We start from the raw sequence: 18,668 nt of genomic DNA on the forward strand, positions 1-18,668 counted from the left end.
AGAAGTGGATAAGAGACAGCCCGCGCGATGTGGGCGCGGATGGCCCAGTGCGAGGCCACGGGCGACTGGACGGCTGTGAACCCGGTCGGCCCGTTCTACGGCGGCCTCCAGTTCACCAAGTCCACCTGGGACGCCTACGGCGGCACGGAGTTCGCCGCCTACCCCCACAAGGCGACCAAGGAACAGCAGATCACCGTGGCGGAGCGGCTCCTGCGCGCCGAGGGTCCGCGCCCGTGGCCCGATTGCGGCAGGCGGGTGGGCCTGGTCAACGACGGCGTCGACCCGTATCCGCGCGCCACCCCGCCCGTCACCCGCGTCACGGGCCCGGAGGACAGTGGCGTGCTCAGCGGTACGGTCACGCTGACCGCGTCCGTCACCGAGGAGCAGGGGAAGCCGACCGGGGCCACCTTCTTCGTGGACGGCGACGCCGTCGGTACGGCTTCCGGGTCCGGGCCCTCGTACAGCGTGAGCGTGGACACCACGACCCTGGCGGAGGGGCCGCACACCGTGACCGCCCGCGCGGTCAACGACGCGGGCCAGACCGGGCCGACGTCCTCGGGCGTCTCCTTCTTCGTCGCCAACCGGGGCACGGCCGGGCAGGCCACCGGCGACTTCAACGGCGACGGCAAGGCCGACATCGCGATCCTCTACGGCTACGACCGGGAGGGCAAGGACAACCACACCGCGCTGTGGACGCTGCTGAGCACGGGCCAGGGCTCGTTCGCCACGCCGGTGAAGGTGTGGGACAACCTCGAGGCGGGGACGGGCTCCTGGGACTGGGCCAACTCCAAGATCGTCGCCGGCGACTTCAACGGCGACCGCAAGACGGACATCGGCGTCCTCTACAACGAGGGCCAGGACGACACCAAGAACAACCGCACCGCCCTGTGGACCTTCACCAGCAACGGGTCCGGCTTCGACAAGCCGGTGAAGCAGTGGCGGAGCAGCCAGTCCTGGGACTGGAAGCGGTCCAAGCCGGTCGCGGGTGACTTCAACGGCGACGGCAAGGCCGACGTCGGCATCCTCTACAACGAGGGCAAGGACAACACCGGCACCTTCCACACCGCCTTCCACATCGCCTACGCCACGGCCAACGGGGTCCAGGAGCCGAAGCGGGCGTGGGACAACAATGACCGCACCACGGGCAGCTGGAACTGGGAGCGCAGCAAGCCGGTCGCGGGTGACTTCAACGGTGACGGCAAGGCCGACCTGGGCATCCTCTACGACGAGGGCCAGGACGGCACCGGCAACTTCCGCACCGCCTTCCACATCGGCTACGGCCGTGCGGATGGCATCAACGCCCCCAAGCGCTTTTGGGACAACGACGACCGCACCACGGGCAGCTGGAACGGGGAGCGCAGCAAGCCGGTCGCGGGCGACTTCAACGGTGACGGCAAGGCCGACCTGGGCATCCTCTACGACGAGGGCAAGGACAAGTCCGGCACCTTCCACACGGCCTTCCATATCGGCTACGGCCGTGCGGACGGCATCAACGCCCCCAAGCGCGCCTGGGACAACAACGACACCACGACCGGCAGTTGGAACGCCGACCGCAGCAAGCTGGTGGCCGGGGACTTCGACGGTGACGGCAAGGCCGACCTCGGCATCCTCTACAACAGGGGTCAGGACGGCGGGAAGAACAAGGTCGCGCTGCACACCTTCGCCGGTCGTGACGACGCGGTCTCCCGGCCGGTGAAGGCCTGGGACAACGACAATTCGATGAGCTGGAACTGGTACTCCAGCGACCTCGGCTGAGCCGGGCGACGGCCGCCGCTCCGCCGACGCCGGCGCAGTCTCCCACTGCGCCGGCGTTCGTCGCGGCCTTCTGCCACTCGCACGGGTTGCGGCCGGGTGAGGCCGGCGACCCCGGAGTGCGGAGCCGGATCGCCGACTCAGGCTGCCCGGAGGACTCGAGCCCGCTCGTTGAAGTCAGCTACGAGGGGGTGTTTGCCGAAGGGGATCATGCGCCGCTGGAGATCCTGGACGGCCTCCACACTGCGGGACGACTTCACCCGGCGGGCGAGGTCGAGTGTGCGGACCCCGGCTGCGTGTGCGGCTTCGAGGTCCTGGCGCTGCAAGTGGGTGACGGCGAGGGCGGCTTGGGACATGGCTCCGCGGCGGGCCCGGTTCTGCTTGCGGGCGTGGGCGATCGAGGCGCGGGCGTGTGCTTCGGCGTGGTCCGGCCGGCCGATGTCGCGGAAGGCGTTGGCCCACTCGCCGCCGAGGTACGCGGGGTCGATGAACTTGGCCCACTCGGGTTCCTTGGCCGCGTCCACCTTGGCGAAGCTCTGTTCGGCTTGGCTGATGGCGTGCACGGTGGCTTTCTTGTCGCCGAGGACGGCGTGGGCCCTGGCTTCGAGTGTCCAGAGGTCGGCGAGGCAGGCAGGGGAGTCGGTGCGGACGAGCCCCTGGCGGCCGGCCTGGGCGAGGCGCTTCCCCTCGTCGGGGTGCCCGAGCAGCGTCGCTTGGTCCGCCATGCCCGCAAGCACGTGTGCGCCGAGTGCCGGGTCCTTGGACTCTTCGGCAAGTCGAAGGGCCTGGATCAAGTACCGCTGTGCTGTGCCGTGTTCGCCCGAGTCGAAGGCCATCCAGCCGAGAAGGTAGGTCTGCTCGGCAGCGGCCGAGCACAGCGCGTGCCGTACTTCCTCGGTGTGGGTCCGGCGCAGCAATGGGTAGACGTGCTGGTTCATGTAGGCCGTGAGGGCGAGACGGCCACTGCCACCGCCTTGGAAGATGTCCATCTCCTGGAACGCGCCGAACATGTTCTTGACGGCCGTCACGTCTTCGAGTCGGACTTGCCGTCCCGGTTCAGGCTGCTGGTCAAGGGTGTTGAGGAGCCAGTCGCGGGACGGCCCTACTGCTGCGACCGCCGCGAAGGGTGCCCCCGCGAGGAAACTCCGCCTGTCCACGTCCGCTCTCCCTAGCTCTGTGACAGCTTCGACCGTCACGGCCCACGATGAGCTGTAGGTGAGCGCCCGGTCAACGTCCGGCGACTCGCCGAGCCCGAGGTCGTAGGTCGTGACCCGGTATCCGAAGCGCGCCGAGAAGATGTCGGCGAGGATGGCGGGCACGGGGTGCCGGGGCATCCCCCCGAGGGTCACCCAGCGTCGGACGCTGGACGTGTCCGAGGAGAGCACGCTTGCCGGATCACCCGGCAGGCTGTGGCGGTGTGCACCCTGCTCGACCGCACCACCGCGAACCTGCTCGCCGGGACGGACCCGCGGGCGGTGTGGCGGCTCGCCCTGGCCGACGTGGCGAAGGCGGCCGACCGGTGACGCCGCCGCTGGTCGGCGCGGTCGGAGTGATCGGTGCCGGGGCCGTCGGCCAGAGCGTGGCCATGCTGCTGGCGGCCGGAGGCTGGTGCGAGTCCGTCCGCATCGTCTCCCGCACCAGGCTCTCGGCCCAGGCCCTGGTGACCGATCTGGAGGACATGTGCCAGGTCACCGCCTCCTCCGTCCGGGCGGTCCACATCACCGACGCCGGACAGCTCACCTCCTGCGAAGCGGTGGTCGTCTGCCCACGGGGCGATTTCACCAACACCGCCCGCACCGATATCCGGATGGCCGGCCTGAACGCCAACGCCCCCGTCATCGCCGACCTCGCACGGAAACTGGCCCATTACCAGGGACTCGTGCTCATGGTGACCAACCCCGTCGACGTCCTCACCCAGCTGTTCGCCGAGGTCTCCGGCTGCTCTCACGTGTACGGGGTCGGCTCGAACATCGACACCGCCCGCTACCGCCTCACCCTCGCCCGTCTCCTGGACGTGCCTCCGCAGGCCGTGGACGGCCACGTGATCGGCGAGCACGGAGACCAGGCCGTGGTGTGCGCATCGGCCACCCGCGTCGGAGGCCTGCCTGTGCCGGTACCCCTGCGGCAGGTCCGCGACGAGCTGGCCGACCGGCCCCGGCGGATCAACGCGGGACTGGGCCGCACCCGCTGCGGCCCCGCCGGGGCGGTGATCGCTGCCCTCCGTGCGGGCCTGGGCCTGGACGACGTGGTGACGGAGCTGTGCGTCAACCACGAGGGACGGTGGAGGGGAATTCCGTTGCGTTTCACTGCCGGAACCCCGACCGTATGCCTCCCCCGGCTGGACGCTGCCGAGGCCCGCCAGCTGGTTGTCGCCGACGCCAAGCTCCGTGATGCCTATGAGCTTCTGGCCCGCCTGTACGTCCCCGTGCAACCCCGACAGAAAGAGAAGACCGCAGTGCCCCAGACCGCTGTCCGTATCGCCACGGCCACCCAGGCCGCGACCGTCACCAGCAACAGCCCGGTGGTCACCGACTGGGCTCACCGCTACTTCGGTCCCTGGTGGAATGCCACCAGCGCTGCCCCGGACGCCGACGCAGCGGTGATCGCCGACGTCAACGCCGACCGGGTCGCCGAGATCGCTCGGCGCGTGGCCGACCACTCCCACGAGGAGGTCGTCTACGCGAACTCGTGCATGCTCGTCGACCGGGACGCCGACGGCAGCGTCATCGCTTCCCAGCCCGACGACAAGCTCGTCTACCGGGCCGAGCCCGGTGGGCCCCTGCACATCTACGGCTGCGAGGACGTCCCCGTCGCCCTGGCCGCCGCCCGCCTCGCCCGCGAAGTCGTCCGTGGACAGTTGGTGGCTGACGGCTGGTCGATCCTGCACGCCTCCGCCGTCGTCCGCGATGGGCAGGCCGTGCTGGTCCTGGGGGACAAGGGCGCAGGCAAGACCACCACCGCCCTCCTCCTGGCCCGCGCCGGCTGGCAGCTGCTGGCCAACGACCGCGTCTTCATCCGTCGCGAGGGCGACCGGCTGCGGGCCCTGCCCTGGCCTTCGGCCGCCGCCATCGGCCTCGGCCTCCTCGACGCCCTCGGCTGGTACGACCAAGTCCACGAACGCGTCCAGCGCGGCGAACAGCTCCACCCCACCCAGCACCGGAAGGTCACCGACGCACTCCACTCCGGCATCCGCACCCCCTTGTGGAAGGAGTCCGGCAAGGAACTCAAGCCCCAGTTCTTCCCCGATCAGCTCCACACCTGGCTCGGCCTTACCCTGGCCACCGAAGGGGGCGCCACCCGCGTTCTCTTCCCCCGCATCACCCCGGGTGCCGAGCCCGCCCTCCTCGACGAGGACCGAGCCGTGGCAGCCGACGACTTCTTCACCGCGGGTACGGAGGACCGTTATCCCGACGTCTTCGGCCTCCTGCTGGCCGGCCTTCCCGGAACCGGGCCTCTGCCCGGGCGCCTCGGTGAGCTGCCCCGGTGCTCCCTGTCCCTCGGACACGACGTGAAGGCGAACACCGACTTCCTCGCGCAGGTCACGGACCGGACCACATGAACGACCGGTGGCGGGGACGCCTCACGGCATCCCCGCCACCGGTCGAGTGACCCAAGGCCGGATCAGGCCTTCTTGGTCTCCTAGTAACGGGCCGGGGCGGCGACCTGCGGCGATGGGTGCTGCGGGTCACTGACCTGGCCTTTTGCTGATTGCTGGCGATGGGGTGCGACGGTCCTGATCGGGTGTCTTGCGGACTGTGTGCGGACTGCTCTGGGCCGCCCCCTCCGCCCTTGTAGATCGGTGGATGCCCCCCGGGGCCGCTGTAGGGTCCGCCATTCGGTGAGCGCTGTCAGCGGATCATGGGCACTGGCGACAGTCGGTAGCGGACGGAAGCCCGGGAGGTCCTCCGCGTCACGGAAGACGCACGGCTAAGCGGACCCAGCGAAGTCCGCTGCTGATCCCGGGATGCTCCCGCCAGCCAGGAAGCCGACAGGGGAGGGTGGCGATGGACTTGGTGTCATCTGCTTGGTGACGGCTGTTATGGCTGCTGTTCCAGGGCGCCGCCTGGATCGTCCAGGGCGGATCGAGCCAGCTCGCGGAAGTGGCTCAAGCTCGGCCATTGAGCAGTTCTGAACGGTGGTGGGTCGCCTCGCCTGGCCGGCTCCAGCCCTAGCCCCACGAGGGTTCTGCGCAGGATGAGCCCGTAATCCCGCGTTACGGACTTGGCTTCCGCGGCGACGACGTCAGGCCCCGCCAGAGCCACGGTGCTCTCGGCCTTCGAGAGCGCCGACATGAGGCGGCGCGCTTCGGCGGCTCGCTCCGGCAGCTCTGTCGGTACCGGGTCCTCTGTCGAGGCGAGGGCGGATATCACTGGCGCAAGTTCCGCTGTCGCGTTGACGAACTGGGCGTAGGCATCTGCGCGGGTTTGCCGCCGCCAGTGTTCGTGCTGCGAGCGGCGCTGGGAGTTCCCCGTGTTCTTGGCCGCGCGTACGACGCCGAAGGCGCCGAGTCCCGCTCCAACTACAGCAGCGGCGCCGGCAATTGATGCTGTTCCCCCTAGATCCATTCGCGCATTATGCCAAGCGCCAGTGGGATCAGTAGCGGACTTCGTCGGACCTGCTTAGCTGGTCGCTGATCCAGGCAGACGCGATGCAGATCTTCACCGCGGCAGTCATTCAGCCCCGGGCGCTCGTCGGACCGTTCATCGGCGACCGGTCCGACGAGTGCTCGTGGACCTCGGAATCAGAATGCCCCTTATCTCCCAAAAGATCGGAAAATCGGGGAGTGGACCTGGGACTTGGTCGCCCCTTTTCCCCTTGACACGAAGGCCGATAGGAATCTCCTACGGGCCGCGAACGCAGCCCTCAAAGCCCTATTCGTGGAGGTCTTTATGGCTCTCAGTCCCAGGTCAACGCGCACGTGCGGCACTGGGCTCGTGTTCCCCAACGTCCGCCCTCTCGTCGTCGTCGTTGTGCTGATCCTCTGCTTCAGGGAGGGCGTCCGGCCGATCACCGAGCTTCTCGGCGCACTGGCGACGCTCGTCGCCCTGCTCGCGGCTCAGACTCCGCGGCCCACTCGGATCGCTGGATCCGCCCAGTGAGTAAGCGCAAGGACGAGCACCAACGATGCTCACGCTGCCACGAACGACGAGTCATGCAGTGCTCGCACTGCGGACGTGCAGCGCAGCTCTTCTGCCCGACGTGTGACGACTTACCGCCTCAACTGGAGGAAGCAGGGAAGAGGAAAGAGGAGGAGAAGAAGAAACGGCGCGTGATGCGCGACACGATCGACCCGACAGCCGTGGACGACGTGCTGGCGTCTCCGGACGGACAGCCGTGGTTCACCACCGAGCAGGTGGCCGCCCAGCTGAGGATCAAACCCAACTCCGTCTCGTCGGTGAAGGACTTCCCCCAGCCGGACCGCTGGCGCGGCCGCAACTACTGGACTCAGGAAGCCCTCGACCAGTGGTGGAAGGCAAACCGGACCGTTGAGATCATCACCCTCGACGGACAGGAGGACGCAGACATGAAACCTGCTCATGACGTTCCGCCCCGGGCTCCTGACGGACGCTTCCTCCCGCGAAGCGGTTACCCCCAGGAAGACACGGCATGAAGCAACTCTCCGAGCTGAGTGAGCGCGATTACTTTGCCTCGGTCCGACAACGACCCGGCATGTTCGTCGGCAGGGCATCCTTCCCCATGCTGGCAGCCTTCCTGACCGGCTACGACCAGCATGCAATCCGCCATAACGGCCCGGGCCTTGTCGGCTGGCGTGAATGGCTCGTCGCCCACCGCGGCCAGGACTGCAACCACGCATGGCCCGGGCAAGTCCTTCACATCGCCCTGCCGGACGGGTGGGACGACATGTGGTGCCTGCCGCCCGAGGATGAAAGGCGCGCGATCGACGTGATGTTCCAGCTTCTTGACGTGTTCCTCGCCGAGCGCGAATCCGCGTAAAACGTCCGATCGCTGTGTCCGGTGAGTTGCCCGTGGGCGAGCCAGACGGGCTTGTGGTGGCGGACAATGCGGGTCGCGCCTCCTCATCTGCGGTGAGGAGGCGCGACCCGCGGTCTTCATCTCTGGCCGCCGAGGTTCTGGGCTGGCTGGCTGCTATCGGCTGAGGCGGAGGTCCCAGCCGGGGACGTCCGTGTCCATGTCGGGCACGAGGGTGGGGGTGTAGGCGTCGAGGCCGGGGCGTCCGGCGTCGTCCCAGGCGGCGAGCCAGCCGCGCAGGACGGTCAGGGAGCCGGAGTCGGCGGAGTCGGCGAGGATCGTGCCGTCCTCCTGGACCACGGCGGCCGAGTGGCGGGTGGAGTGCCCGAGGCCGGGAACGTCTTCGGCCAGTTCGGTCATGGTCAGCCGTGTCCCGGTGACGGCCAGCCACAGCCGCAGGCTGGACCAGTCGATGGCCTCGCCCTGGTACTGCTCGGTGTGGCCGGGGTCGAGGAGTCGGTCGAGGGTGGCGTGGGCGCCCGTGTTCTTCCAGTCGTCCTGGTCGCGCCAGGCGACCGAGATCCACGAGGTGGCCGGGACGCGGTTCTCCCAGTCCACCCACCGGGGCGGGACGGCGAAGGTGCTGCGGGGCGAGCCGGCGGTCTCGATGTAGGCGCCGGGGAAGACCTGCTCGACGTAGGGGCGGCCGTCGGTGATGCGGATCGTGGCGCCGACCACGAGGTTCGGCACGGGGGCGATCGGCAGGGTGGCGACGATCAGGCCGCCGTCGTTGACCTGTTCCACCCACGTCTTCGGCAGCCGGGGCGGGGCGCACCAGGCGCCCAGGCGGTGGAACGGCGCCTTCTCGGGGAACCCGTCGGTGCCGTTGACCGCGTGGCAGCGGATGTTGCCGATCCCACGGGCGTCGTGGATGTGGTTCGCCCAGCGGGTCAGGAACGGGTCGATGTCCAGGGATACGACGTGCCCGGTCCGGCCGACCAGTTCGGCGAGCAGGCCGCCGGTCAGCCCGGAGCCGGTGCCGATCTCCAGGACGCGCATGCCCGCTTCGACGTCGAGGAAGGACAAGTCCCGGCGGACAAACGTCGGGTTGGTGCGGTGGATGGTCTCGCCCCGGGCCTCGTTGTGGGTGTAGTGCCGCTCGGGGACTCTGGCGGCAGCTTGCGCGACTGCGGGGGCGATGGCGGTGGTCATGGGGGTTGGCTCCTTGAGAGTGGGGACAGGACGCGTTCCTCAACGGGCGAGTGCGATTGGGGGACACGTGAATCGCCACGCTGACGCGGAGGGTTGACGGGTTCAGATCGTCAAGGCCGCGAAGTGGTGCCATCCGGCCTCGGTGTACTCGCCGACCGGGCCGTCATCGGGGAGGGACGCCCAGGCGTGGTACTCGGTGGGCGGCGGGGAGAACCGCACTCCCAGACACCAGTCGAGGCGGCGGCCGAGGAGGGCAGCGGCGAGCGTGGCGCCGAGGCTGGTCTCCATGCAGGCGGCTCGGACGGGCCACAGGCGACCGGTGTGCCGCACGGCGGCGACCAGGTCCTCGGCCCGTTCCCGGCCGAGGGGGCGTCGGCCGGCGCGTCGGGCCCACCGGGCGGCCCGGACGGTGTGCCGGAACGGCAGGGCCAACAGGACCAGGGCCAGGGCGAGTCCGATGGCGGCGGCGAGGCGGTCACGGAACGGTCCGGTGCGGGCGGTGGAGAACGACTCCATGGTGGTCACCGCCGCCACCCCCGTCGGCGGCGGGCCACAGCCGTCCCCGCGATGCCCTGCGCGGCGAGTTCGTCGGACACCGCGCGGACGTCGGCAGCGGCCTGGTGCCGGGGCAATCCGTAGGCGGCGGCGTACTGCCCGGCGGCCTGGTCCTCGTCGTTGCCGGCCAGCAGGAACAGCACCGCCGCGGACGCGGTGGGCGTCAGGTAGGTCCAGCGGCCGGTGCGTTCGCTGAGGATGGCCCCGCCCTCGTCCGTCAGCACCGGGTGGACGCCGTCAGGCAGCTGCCACATGTCGCGTCTCCTCCCACCAGGTCACCGGCTGTTCGAGCTGCCGCAGCCACACCTCGGCGGCCACGGCCAGGTGCAGGGCGCCTTTGGCCAGCGGAAGCCCGGCCGCCGCCCGCGTGAGCATCGCCGCCACCGGTTCCTCGGTGATCAGCCCCATGGCGCCGAGCCGCGAGGAAGGGCCGAGCAGGCGGCGGAGGACGGGGGCGTGCTCGACGAGCCCGGCGTAGGAGACACCGCTGAAGCCGCCCTTGGTCCGCCGCTCCAGCACGAAGCCGGGCACGATGCCGCTGCCGGTGAAGGCTTCGGCGAGCAGGGCCTTGAATCGGCCGGGGGCTCCGCGGACCTCGGCTGGCACGGCGAGGCAGGCCCTGCGGACTTCGTTGTCGAGGTAGGGGGCGGCCAGCTCGATGCCGTACTCGGACTGGGCCAGCTCCCTCCAGCCGTTGACGTCCGTCCCGACGCGGGCGAGGTCCTGCTCTTCCGACCAGGCCGCCAGGCTCGCGGGCGCTTCGGTGAGCTGGTCGGCCGTGCTGGTGAGGGCAGCGGCGAGCTGATGGCGGGCGTCGCCGGTCATCCAGTCGGCCGTGGCCAGCAGTGGTGACCAGGCCGCCGGTCGCTGGGCCTGCGGCATCCACGGCCTCGGTCCGGCCTGGAGCTCGGCGGCCGTGCGTCGCCATTCGTCGGGGAGCGTGCTGCGGGCGGCTGGCCGGTGCTGGGCGAGGACGGCCCACACGGAGGTGTTCCGCAGCCGCGCGTGCCCCTGGGCGTGCTGCCAGGCCCGGCGGTGCCGGCGGTGCCGCAGCAGATCGGCGATGTAGACCGGCGGCGCGGACAGCAGTCCGTCTCCGGCCGAGCCGGTGAAGTGCACCCCGGGTGCCTGGTGGTCCACGACAGTGCCGAGGACGGCCCGCTTGATGGTGGCGGTGACCGTGTAGGCGTTCGGGGCGTCCGTCACCGGCAGGCCGGTGATGTCGTCCACGGCCGCGTAGTAGACCGTCTCCTTCCCGCCCGGGACCGCGTGGTGGTCGATGCCCGGGACGGCGGCAGCCGTGCGGGCCGCGTAGGCGAGGTCATCGTCCTTCAGACGGGCGTCGGTGAACGTCACGGCCGTCACCGCCTGGCGGCGAGCGGCCAGGCAAGCGAGCGTGGTGGAGTCCAGGCCCGCCAGATCGGAGCTGATCGGGCGGCCGTCGAAGCGGGCTTCCACGGCCTCGGCGAGTGCCGCCCGCACCACCGGGGCCGCCTCCCGCAGGTCCGTCGGCTCGGCCTGGGAGGGCTCGTAGCGCACGACGCGGGCTCCGTCGGGAGTGATCTCCAGCAGATGCCCGAAGGGGACACGGCGCACGCTGCGGAACAGGCTCTTCTCTGCGAGGACGTCGGGTTGGCCGAGGGCCAGATGGGCGGCGAGCGCGACGGGATCGACCGGAGCCCCGTCCAGTCGGGCCAAGGCCGTGGCCGACGTCGCCCACCGTGTCCCCGTCGGCTCGCGCCGGTAGAACACCGGGTGCTGCCCGGACAGGTCACCGATCACCGCGAACACGGGGCCGCTGCGGGCCGCCACCAGGTACGAGCCCGGCCACCGCGTCAGCTCCCGCCACCGCCGGTGCCGCACCAACTCCAGGGTGCCTTCCAGCTGATTCCCACTGGCCCCGCACACCCCGACGACGGCCAGGGCGACCGCACCGTCTCCGGCCGTACGGACCTGGGCCTGGGGCCACCCGGCCGTCCAGACCTCGCCCAGCCCCGGCACCCGTTTTCCCGCCCGGGGCCGCCACACCGCCGGGCCGCCCTCCCAACCCGTACTCCACCGCATCACACGCCCCTTCTCGAAGTTCGGCTGCGCAAAGGGCAAAGCCGGGTGCGGCGTGGGGCCGCACCCGGCTTCGCGGACCGGGTCAGCTGCCGCTGCCAGTGCCCGTCTTGTACTGGGTGTCGTCGTCGGTGTCGAAGTTCTTGGTGCCGAGCGTCACCTTGGCGACGGAACCGGCGTCCAGAACCACCGGCGCGACGTAGGCCGGGGCCTTGGTCGTCTCCATGGTGTTCCACCTCCTCTTCCTCTGCATCGCCGTTTCGTGCGCTCCTTCGTGGGCGCACGTCAACGGGCCTTGCCGCACCCGTACTTGGCTGACCCTCAAGGGCCGCCCCTTGCGGGTGCAACATCAGTGAACGGCTAGTCACCGTCCGTCGGGAGGGGGCAGGATGTGGGCCAGCGTGGGCCCTGTGTGGGCCTGCGTGGGCCCGGCCCAAAGGCAGGAGGGGCACGGTGGGGACGCTGACGCTCAGTGACAAGGAACTGGCCGCACGCATCCGCATGGCGTGCGAGGAACGTGGCTGGGGACCGTCCCAGTTGGCACGCAGGCTGGGCATCCTCGAAGGACGCGGCCCCAAGGGGCTCGACCGCAAGTCCGCATGGCGCTGGATGGAAGCCCGGCGGCGGCCGGAGTACTGGCTGCCGTACATCGATCGTCTTCTCGAACTGGGGTTAGACCAGGCCGGAGTGACGGAATCAGATCACCCCGGCCCACAACCCGCAGATACCGTGGGATCACTCATCCAGTTGGGGGTGCGAGACGTGCAACGCCGGAGGTTCCTGGCCGCGACCAGCGGATACGCTCTCAGCGCGCTCGCGCTGCCCGATCTCGATGCCATCACCCGGCGTGTCCGCTCGGCCCCGGCCGGAGCCGTACGGGTCGGCAAGGGTGAAGTCGCCGCCGTCAAGCAGATGGTCCAGGCCCTCGGCGACGCTGCCGCCGAGCTCGGCGGCGGACACGCCCGGCACCTGGCCGTCCGCTACCTCACCGACGACGTGGCCCCCTGGCTGAACGGGCACTACACCGAGGCCACCGGCCGCGAGCTGTTCGCCGCCACCTCCCAGCTCGTCCACCTCGCCGGCTGGATGGCCCAGGACGAGGGCAACGACCCCGAGCACCAGGGCCGGGCCCAGCAGTACTACGCGCACGCCTACCGCCTCGCCGCCGAAGCCAAGGACCCCGAGCTGGCCGCCACCGCCTTGCGCGGCCTGGCCGTTCAGACCATGGACCTCGGCCCCAAGCACCGCGCGGTCGCCCTGCGGCTGTCCGAGAAGTGTGTGGAGTACGCCAAGGACATTTCCGATCCGCGCGTGGTCGCCTACTACGAGATCACGCTCGCCGACGCGGCCGCCCTCGACGGCGACCGCCGCCTGGCCTCCCGCTCCCTCACCACGTCCCAGACCGCCATCGAACGCGCGACGAGCGGGCCCGGCGAGTCGTGGGCCTCGCACTTCAGCCACGGCCGCTGGGCCTATACGGCCGGGATGATCCACGCCAAGATGGGTGACCTCGACGGCGCCGAGGAACACCTCCGCCAGGCCCTGGAGATTCACGGCCTCGACCGCCGCAGGTCCCGCGCCAGCGTCCTCGGCCATCTCGGCGAGATCCACCTCCGCCAAGGCGACCTCGACGGAGCCCTGGCCACCTGGACCGAATTCCTCGACTGCGCGGAAGGCGTCCGCTCCGTGAAGGTCCTCGACGCCGCCCAGAACATGCAGGTCCGGCTGGAGCGGTACAAGAGCGTCGTCGAGGCGGAGCAGCTACGACAGCGGGCCGCACACCTCACCGGTGGGTGACCGCTCGCTCGCTGCCGTCGGGCCTTGTGTCCACCGTTGCGGTCGTAGATCGCGGCGGCACGGTGGACATGGGCGGTATGCCGCCGACAGCGCTTCGCTTACGTGCTGCCTGACTGCGTCTGCTCGGCTGAGTGGTGATGCGCCAGTTGAGCACTTCGGCAGGACGCTCGGCGGTGTCGAGCTCTCGGTCGGTGCCGACGCGCACCTGTGGCCGGGCGAAGAAGACCGCACCCGGTCCGTCATGGACGCCGTGCTCGGCGGTTTGCGGACCGGGTGCGGACAGACTGACCAGGCGGTTGAAGAAATCGCAGGTCAGGCGGCATAAGCCAAGATCAGGCCTTCTTCGTCTCCCAGAAGATGCGGTCGATCTCGGCGATGAGCTCCAGCGCCTTCTCGCCCGTCTTCGGGTCGTTCGACGCCTTGGCGGCGCTCAGGGCCTTCAGGGTGTCGTTGACCAGCTGGTGCAGCTGGGGGTACTTCTCGAAGTGCGGGGCCTTGAAGTAGTCGCTCCACAGGACCGAGATGTGGTGCTTGGCGAGCTCCGCGCGCTGCTCCTTGATGATCAGGGCGCGGGTGCGGAAGTCCTGGTCCTCGTTGGCCTGGTACTTCTCCTGGACGGCCTTGACCGACTCGGCCTCGATGCGGGCCTGGGCCGGGTCGTAGACGCCGCAGGGCAGGTCGCAGTGTGCGCTGACCTTGACCTTGGCGGCGAACAGGCGGGAGAGCATGGAAATGTCCTTCCTCGTGATCGTCTTCTCAGGTGCGAGATTACTCGGTGTGGGAAGGCTTTTCTCGGGTGCCCCGGGGGGCTTAGGACAAAAGTCCAGTGACAGTCTGGGACCGGTGCCGGGACTGGTGCCGGGACTGGCGGAGGAAAAACGGACCGGGAGGTGCCGCGGTGCAGGAGCAGGTGGACGAGCGCGGGACGGAGCTGGACCGTGAGCGTCGCGGACTGCTGCGGATCGGACTCGCCGAGGTCTACAACCCCTCGATGGTGCCGACGCTGAACCCGGGGGATCAGCTGGTCGTGCAGTACGGGGCGGCCGTCCGGCCGGGGGACGTGGTGGTGCTGCGGCACCCCTTCCGGCAGGACCTGCTGATCGTCAAGCGTGCCGTGGAGCGGCGTGACGGCGGCTGGTGGGTGATGGGGGACAACCCGCTGGTGGAGAACGACAGCCGGGAGTTCGGCGCGGTGCCGGACGAGTTCGTCGTGGCCCGTGCCTGGGTGCGGCTGCGGCGGCCGCCGGAGGCCGGTCAGCGCTCGCCCGGCGCGCTGCTGTCCTGGCTGCTGTCCGCGCTGCGGCCGGTGCGGGCGCTGTCCCCGGCCGCGGCGGGGCTGCCCGGCTCCTGGTTCTCCAGGCGCTTGCGGGCGCGGTAGGCGGCGACGTTGGCCCGGGTCGCGCAGCGGTCGGAGCAGTAGCGGCGCGAGCGGTTGGTCGAGGTGTCGAGGTAGGCGTTGCGGCAGGGCGCGGCCCGGCAGATGCCGAGGCGGTCGACGCCCAGCTCGGTGAGGTGGACGGCGAGGCCCATGCAGGCGGTCGCCGCGTAGGAGGCACTGGCGTTGGCCGCGTGGTCGGCGATGTGCATGTGCCAGTCGGGGCGGCCGTCGGCGTCCCGCTGCTCGTGCCCGGAGATCTGCGGGCTGACGGGGAACTCGATCAGCAGGGCGTTGAGCAGGTCCACGGCCCGGACCTCCTCGCCCGCGTCGGCCGCCTCGAAGATCGCGCGCAGCCGGGCTCGTACGGACCGCAGCCTCGTCACGTCGCTGTCCGAGGCGCGCCGGGCCGTCTGCGCGGCGGCGCCGAAGAGCTCGCGCACGGCCTCGACGGAGGTGAGTGTGTCGGTGCCGCGCGCGGGCTCCTCGGTGTTGACCAGCCGTACGGCATAGTCCGAGTAATAGGCCAGTTCCACGTTTATGGTCCTTGTCGTCCGCGGCCGCGGCCATGGGTAATGGCCGATGCTCCATCAAGGGTATTACAGTGGGTGTCGCGCAAATGAGGCGGTGATACGGGCCCTGCCCGTATCACCGCCTCCGTACGCGTCACTCCCGATGCCGGGTGGCTTCGCGTCGTTGCTCTACGGCACCCCTTGCGACAGCGGCTTCGAGGAAAGCTTTCGTACGCTCACGTTAGGGGTTCATCGGTGCGTTGCGCGGGTCTCCCGATTGGTGCGGTCTTGGGAGTTCCGGTGGTTGCTGCACCGCAGGAAGGTGGACTTGCCGGAGACGGAGTGGCTGATCAGGCAGAACACCCAGCCCGGGCGACCTCCAGGCCGATGTCCTTGAGGGTGCGTGCGGTGCCGTAGGACATGTGCAAGCCCTCGGTCTTCACCATCGCCTTCATGCGCTCACCTCTCTTGGCGCGGCCGTCGAAGTTCGCCAGGTTGGTCCTGACCTTCTGTCAGGGGCTGGGTGGCGGTCTGCGCGCGAGCTTCAGATAGATGGAACTGGCCGATGCTGAAGACGCTGGTTAGGATCAGGTACCAGGTCGAGGCGAGAGAGTATCTCGAACGTGGCGCCGGTGATCTGGCCGATGTCGGAGGTGGAGCGCGGCAGCTCCAGGTGCTGGGCCAGCGCGTGCGCCGCCTCGGGTTGGCCCTCGTTGCGCTTGGGCGCCACCGTGGACGATCTCCGACATGCATGCGCCCCCTCAGGCTGTCTTAAGTCGTGTGGCTCGTCAGCATCGAGTGGCCTGTGTGCAGCACCGACGGGGTCATGTCGGTCGATGCCTCTTCGTGCCGTGCCTCGCTGGACGCTCATCGGAGCGTGGGCAGCAGCCACGACAACAGCGCCCCTATTGATCGTTGACCAGCCCTCTTTGCGCCATCATTGGTTTGGCTGGCAATAGTGGCCGAGGGGAGGATCCTAAATCCTAAGCGCGCAGAGCGACGCTGTCGGCAATCGTGTATGAATTCAGCCAATGTCGCTTGCTGCTCATTCTCCTGAGTCTAATTCGTAGAGGTCCGAGAAGTGGGGGTGCTGATGCTTCGGTGTCAAATGTGGCCAAAGTTGAGAAGCCGACGATCAGCTTCCGATTTCTCTGCTCGGCTCGGAACTGTCGAGTTCGAGACAAACGCAATCTCCCCTCTTCAAATATCTTCTCGGTGGCGACTAAGTTGATCGATCGCGGATTCGATTCCGTGCTGTATCGCCAGTACATCCAGAAAGGTGCGCGATGATGCGCATTCATGGGAGGTAAGTCGATGCGCAAGAAGTTGATGGCCCTGGCCGCACCAGCTCTTCTGGCGGGTGCCTTCATTGTCCCCGCTGTCTCTGCGACCCCCGCCGCTGCGGACCCGCCCTGCGCGATGGACGTGTACGGGGACACCTCGGGGGAGAGGGGCTATGCAATCGACGTGACGCTCAACCGATGCGACCGGCCGACTCGGGCAATAGTGAAATGTGGATATCCTGGAGGAAGTGGTATAGAGCGCGGCAGTACCATCACCACCGGGCATAGTGAAGCGACTTGTTCGAGAAACGCCATCATGAGTAACTACGGCTGGGAGGTGTACTACAACGGGGGTTGGAACCCCCGCTGGCAGAATTAGCCGTAGAGAGCTCTGTGGAGAGTTCTAGGTCCTCTGGTAAAAGGCGCGTGAAGGCGGTATGGACCTCAAGGTCCGTACCGCCTTCTTGGTTGCTATAGCACCTTTGAGAGGAATGATTTCGTACGTTCGTGCTGGGGATTCGTCAGGACTTCGCGCGGGTGTCCGGATTCCACGACCACGCCGTCGTCCATGAAGACCAGCGCGTCGCCGACCTCCCGGGCGAAGCCCATCTCGTGGGTGACGACGATCATCGTCATGCCGTCCTCGGCGAGGCCCCGCATGACGTCCAGGACGTCGCCGACCAGCTCCGGGTCGAGCGCGGAGGTCGGCTCGTCGAAGAGCATCAGCTTGGGCTCCATGGCCAGCGCGCGGGCGATCGCCACGCGCTGCTGCTGCCCGCCGGAGAGCTGGGAGGGGTAGTTGCCCGCCTTGTCGGCGAGGCCCACCCGCTCCAGCAGCCCCATCGCCCGCTCCCTGGCCGCGGCCTTGGACTCGCCCTTGACCTGGACTGGCGCCTCCATGACGTTGGCCACCGCCGTCATATGGGGGAAGAGGTTGAAGCGCTGGAACACCATGCCGATGTCCCGGCGGTTGCGGGCCACCTCGCTGTCCTTGAGCTCGTAGAGCCTGTCGCCCTTCTGCCGGTAGCCGACGAGCTCGCCGTCCACGTACAGCCGCCCGGCGTTGATCTTCTCCAGGTGGTTGATGCACCGAAGGAAGGTGGACTTGCCAGAGCCGGAGGGGCCGATGAGGCAGAACACCTCACCGCGGGAGACCTCCAGGTCGATGCCCTTGAGGATGTGCGCGGCGCCGTAGGACTTGTGCACGCCCTCGGCCTTCACCATTGTCGTCATGCGCGGACGCCTTCCTTGGAGCGCTGGCTGATCATCGCCAGGTTGGCCCTGACCTTCTGCCAGGGGGTGAGCGGCAGGCTGCGCAGCGAGCCACGGGCGTAGTACCGCTCCAGATAGAACTGGCCGACGCTGAAGACGCTGGTCAGGATTAGGTACCAGGTTGCGGCGAGGAAGAGCATCTCGACCGTGGCGCCGGTGGTCTGGCCGATGTCGGAGGTGGAGCGCAGCAGCTCCAGGTACTGGGCCGCGCTCGCCGCCAGCGATGAGGTCTTGAGCATGTTGATGAACTCGTTGCCGGTCGGCGGCACGATGACGCGCATCGCCTGCGGCAGCACGATACGGCGCAGCGTCTTGCCCTGGCTCATGCCGAGCGCGTGCGACGCCTCGGTCTGGCCCTCGTCGACGGACTGGATGCCGGCCCGGACGATCTCCGACATGTACGCGGCCTCGTTGAGCCCCAGGCCGAGCAGCGCGGCCATGAAGGGGGTCATGAAGGAGCTCGTGTAGTCCCGGTAGATGAAACCGAGATTGATCTCCGGGAAGATCAGCGCGAGGTTGAACCAGAGCAGCAGCTGGACGTAGACCGGGGTGCCGCGGAAGAACCAGATGTAGGCCCAGGAGACCGAAGAGGTCACGGGGTTCTTCGACAGCCGCATCACCGCCAGCACGATGCCGAGCGCCAGGCCCAGCGCCATCGCGAGCACGGAGATGAGGACGGTCTTGCCGAGACCGGTGAGGACATTGGAGTTGAACAGGTAGTCGGGGATGGCGTGGTAATTGACCTTGGCGTTCGCAAAGGCATTGGCCAGCAGCCCGAGCAGCGCCAACACGATGACGGCAGAGACCCACCGCCCATAGTGCCGTACCGGAATGGCCTTGATGGTCTCCGGCTCACGGCCGGGGGGCGGGGCGTCGGCGGGCCCCGTCTTTTCGGGAGCAGCAGTCACGGTATGGCCT

At 69.0% G+C, this 18,668-nt stretch carries 17 protein-coding genes and 2 pseudogenes; 7 read left to right on the plus strand and 12 right to left on the minus strand.

What is annotated here, in order from left to right:
* Positions 1 to 27 precede the first annotated feature (27 nt).
* Positions 28 to 1,755: a transglycosylase family protein gene (locus tag K6I34_RS11535; RefSeq protein WP_275127035.1), complete on the plus strand. Its 1,728-nt coding sequence runs from the start codon at positions 28 to 30 to the stop codon at positions 1,753 to 1,755.
* Positions 1,756 to 1,892: 137 nt separating this feature from the next.
* Here the strand turns inward: K6I34_RS11535 and K6I34_RS11540 are convergent, their stop codons facing one another.
* Positions 1,893 to 3,086, minus strand: coding sequence for a transcriptional regulator (locus K6I34_RS11540; RefSeq protein WP_308293992.1), 1,194 nt, complete (start codon positions 3,084 to 3,086; stop codon positions 1,893 to 1,895).
* Positions 3,087 to 3,271: 185 nt separating this feature from the next.
* Here K6I34_RS11540 and K6I34_RS38625 point away from each other — a divergent pair, with 185 nt between their 5' ends.
* The 4 genes from K6I34_RS38625 to K6I34_RS11565 all read left to right on the plus strand — a co-directional run bounded on the left by K6I34_RS38625 (position 3,272) and on the right by K6I34_RS11565 (position 7,707).
* Positions 3,272 to 5,311, plus strand: a complete 2,040-nt coding sequence (locus tag K6I34_RS38625) for an NAD(P)-binding domain-containing protein (RefSeq protein WP_308293993.1) — start codon at positions 3,272 to 3,274, stop codon at positions 5,309 to 5,311.
* A gap of 1,375 nt (positions 5,312 to 6,686) precedes the next feature.
* Positions 6,687 to 6,851, plus strand: coding sequence for a hypothetical protein (locus tag K6I34_RS11555; protein ID WP_229324941.1), 165 nt, complete (start codon positions 6,687 to 6,689; stop codon positions 6,849 to 6,851).
* Positions 6,848 to 7,363: a hypothetical protein gene (locus tag K6I34_RS11560; protein WP_229324943.1), complete on the plus strand. Its 516-nt coding sequence runs from the start codon at positions 6,848 to 6,850 to the stop codon at positions 7,361 to 7,363. The genes K6I34_RS11555 and K6I34_RS11560 overlap by 4 nt, the downstream gene beginning before the upstream one ends.
* Positions 7,360 to 7,707: a hypothetical protein gene (locus tag K6I34_RS11565; RefSeq protein ID WP_229324945.1), complete on the plus strand. Its 348-nt coding sequence runs from the start codon at positions 7,360 to 7,362 to the stop codon at positions 7,705 to 7,707. Before K6I34_RS11560 ends, K6I34_RS11565 begins: the two co-directional genes overlap by 4 nt.
* A gap of 153 nt (positions 7,708 to 7,860) precedes the next feature.
* On the opposite strand, the gene K6I34_RS11570 is transcribed toward K6I34_RS11565, so the two are convergent.
* The 5 genes from K6I34_RS11570 to K6I34_RS11590 form a co-directional block, all read right to left on the minus strand.
* Complete coding sequence (locus K6I34_RS11570) at positions 7,861 to 8,895, minus strand: protein-L-isoaspartate O-methyltransferase (RefSeq protein ID WP_229324947.1); 1,035 nt, start codon at positions 8,893 to 8,895, stop codon at positions 7,861 to 7,863.
* A 102-nt stretch (positions 8,896 to 8,997) separates the two neighbouring features.
* The gene (locus K6I34_RS11575) at positions 8,998 to 9,411 is read right to left on the minus strand and encodes a lasso peptide biosynthesis B2 protein (RefSeq protein WP_229324965.1); all 414 of its coding nucleotides are present in this window, start codon (positions 9,409 to 9,411) and stop codon (positions 8,998 to 9,000) included.
* 5 nt (positions 9,412 to 9,416) lie between these two features.
* Positions 9,417 to 9,704 (minus strand): PqqD family peptide modification chaperone, encoded by a 288-nt coding sequence (locus K6I34_RS11580; RefSeq protein ID WP_229324949.1) that lies wholly within the window; start codon positions 9,702 to 9,704, stop codon positions 9,417 to 9,419.
* Positions 9,688 to 11,514: an albusnodin/ikarugamycin family macrolactam cyclase gene (locus tag K6I34_RS11585; protein ID WP_229324951.1), complete on the minus strand. Its 1,827-nt coding sequence runs from the start codon at positions 11,512 to 11,514 to the stop codon at positions 9,688 to 9,690. The genes K6I34_RS11580 and K6I34_RS11585 overlap by 17 nt, the downstream gene beginning before the upstream one ends.
* A gap of 82 nt (positions 11,515 to 11,596) precedes the next feature.
* Positions 11,597 to 11,737: a lasso RiPP family leader peptide-containing protein gene (locus tag K6I34_RS11590; RefSeq protein ID WP_107431004.1), complete on the minus strand. Its 141-nt coding sequence runs from the start codon at positions 11,735 to 11,737 to the stop codon at positions 11,597 to 11,599.
* 227 nt (positions 11,738 to 11,964) lie between these two features.
* On the opposite strand from K6I34_RS11590, the gene K6I34_RS11595 reads away from it, so the two are divergent.
* A complete protein-coding gene (locus K6I34_RS11595) occupies positions 11,965 to 13,308 on the plus strand; it encodes a tetratricopeptide repeat protein (protein WP_229324953.1) in 1,344 nt (447 codons plus the stop codon).
* Positions 13,309 to 13,640: 332 nt separating this feature from the next.
* Here K6I34_RS11595 and sodN read toward each other — a convergent pair whose 3' ends face one another.
* Positions 13,641 to 14,036, minus strand: a complete 396-nt coding sequence (gene sodN / locus K6I34_RS11605; RefSeq protein WP_229324955.1) for a superoxide dismutase, Ni — start codon at positions 14,034 to 14,036, stop codon at positions 13,641 to 13,643.
* Positions 14,037 to 14,218: 182 nt separating this feature from the next.
* On the opposite strand from sodN, the pseudogene sodX reads away from it, so the two are divergent.
* Positions 14,219 to 14,515 (plus strand): annotated as a pseudogene (sodX, locus tag K6I34_RS38845) (nickel-type superoxide dismutase maturation protease); the annotation flags it as partial.
* A 47-nt stretch (positions 14,516 to 14,562) separates the two neighbouring features.
* On the opposite strand, the gene K6I34_RS11615 reads toward sodX, so the two are convergent.
* From K6I34_RS11615 to K6I34_RS11635, 5 genes and pseudogenes are all read right to left on the minus strand, one after another.
* A complete protein-coding gene (locus K6I34_RS11615) occupies positions 14,563 to 15,219 on the minus strand; it encodes a CGNR zinc finger domain-containing protein (protein WP_229324957.1) in 657 nt (218 codons plus the stop codon).
* Positions 15,220 to 15,495: 276 nt separating this feature from the next.
* Positions 15,496 to 15,641 (minus strand): annotated as a pseudogene (locus tag K6I34_RS11620) (ectoine/hydroxyectoine ABC transporter ATP-binding protein EhuA); the annotation flags it as partial.
* Positions 15,642 to 15,739: 98 nt separating this feature from the next.
* Positions 15,740 to 15,925 carry a hypothetical protein gene (locus tag K6I34_RS11625; RefSeq protein WP_229324959.1) on the minus strand — a complete coding sequence of 62 codons (186 nt, stop codon included), beginning with the start codon at positions 15,923 to 15,925 and terminating at the stop codon, positions 15,740 to 15,742.
* A 1,024-nt stretch (positions 15,926 to 16,949) separates the two neighbouring features.
* Positions 16,950 to 17,711 carry an amino acid ABC transporter ATP-binding protein gene (locus K6I34_RS11630; RefSeq protein ID WP_275127036.1) on the minus strand — a complete coding sequence of 254 codons (762 nt, stop codon included), beginning with the start codon at positions 17,709 to 17,711 and terminating at the stop codon, positions 16,950 to 16,952.
* Positions 17,708 to 18,658 (minus strand): amino acid ABC transporter permease, encoded by a 951-nt coding sequence (locus K6I34_RS11635; protein WP_229324969.1) that lies wholly within the window; start codon positions 18,656 to 18,658, stop codon positions 17,708 to 17,710. The genes K6I34_RS11630 and K6I34_RS11635 overlap by 4 nt, the downstream gene beginning before the upstream one ends.
* Positions 18,659 to 18,668: the final 10 nt, after the last annotated feature.

This window comes from Streptomyces sp. UNOC14_S4, assembly GCF_020740835.1.
In the GTDB taxonomy this organism is placed as follows: Bacteria; Actinomycetota; Actinomycetes; order Streptomycetales; family Streptomycetaceae; genus Streptomyces.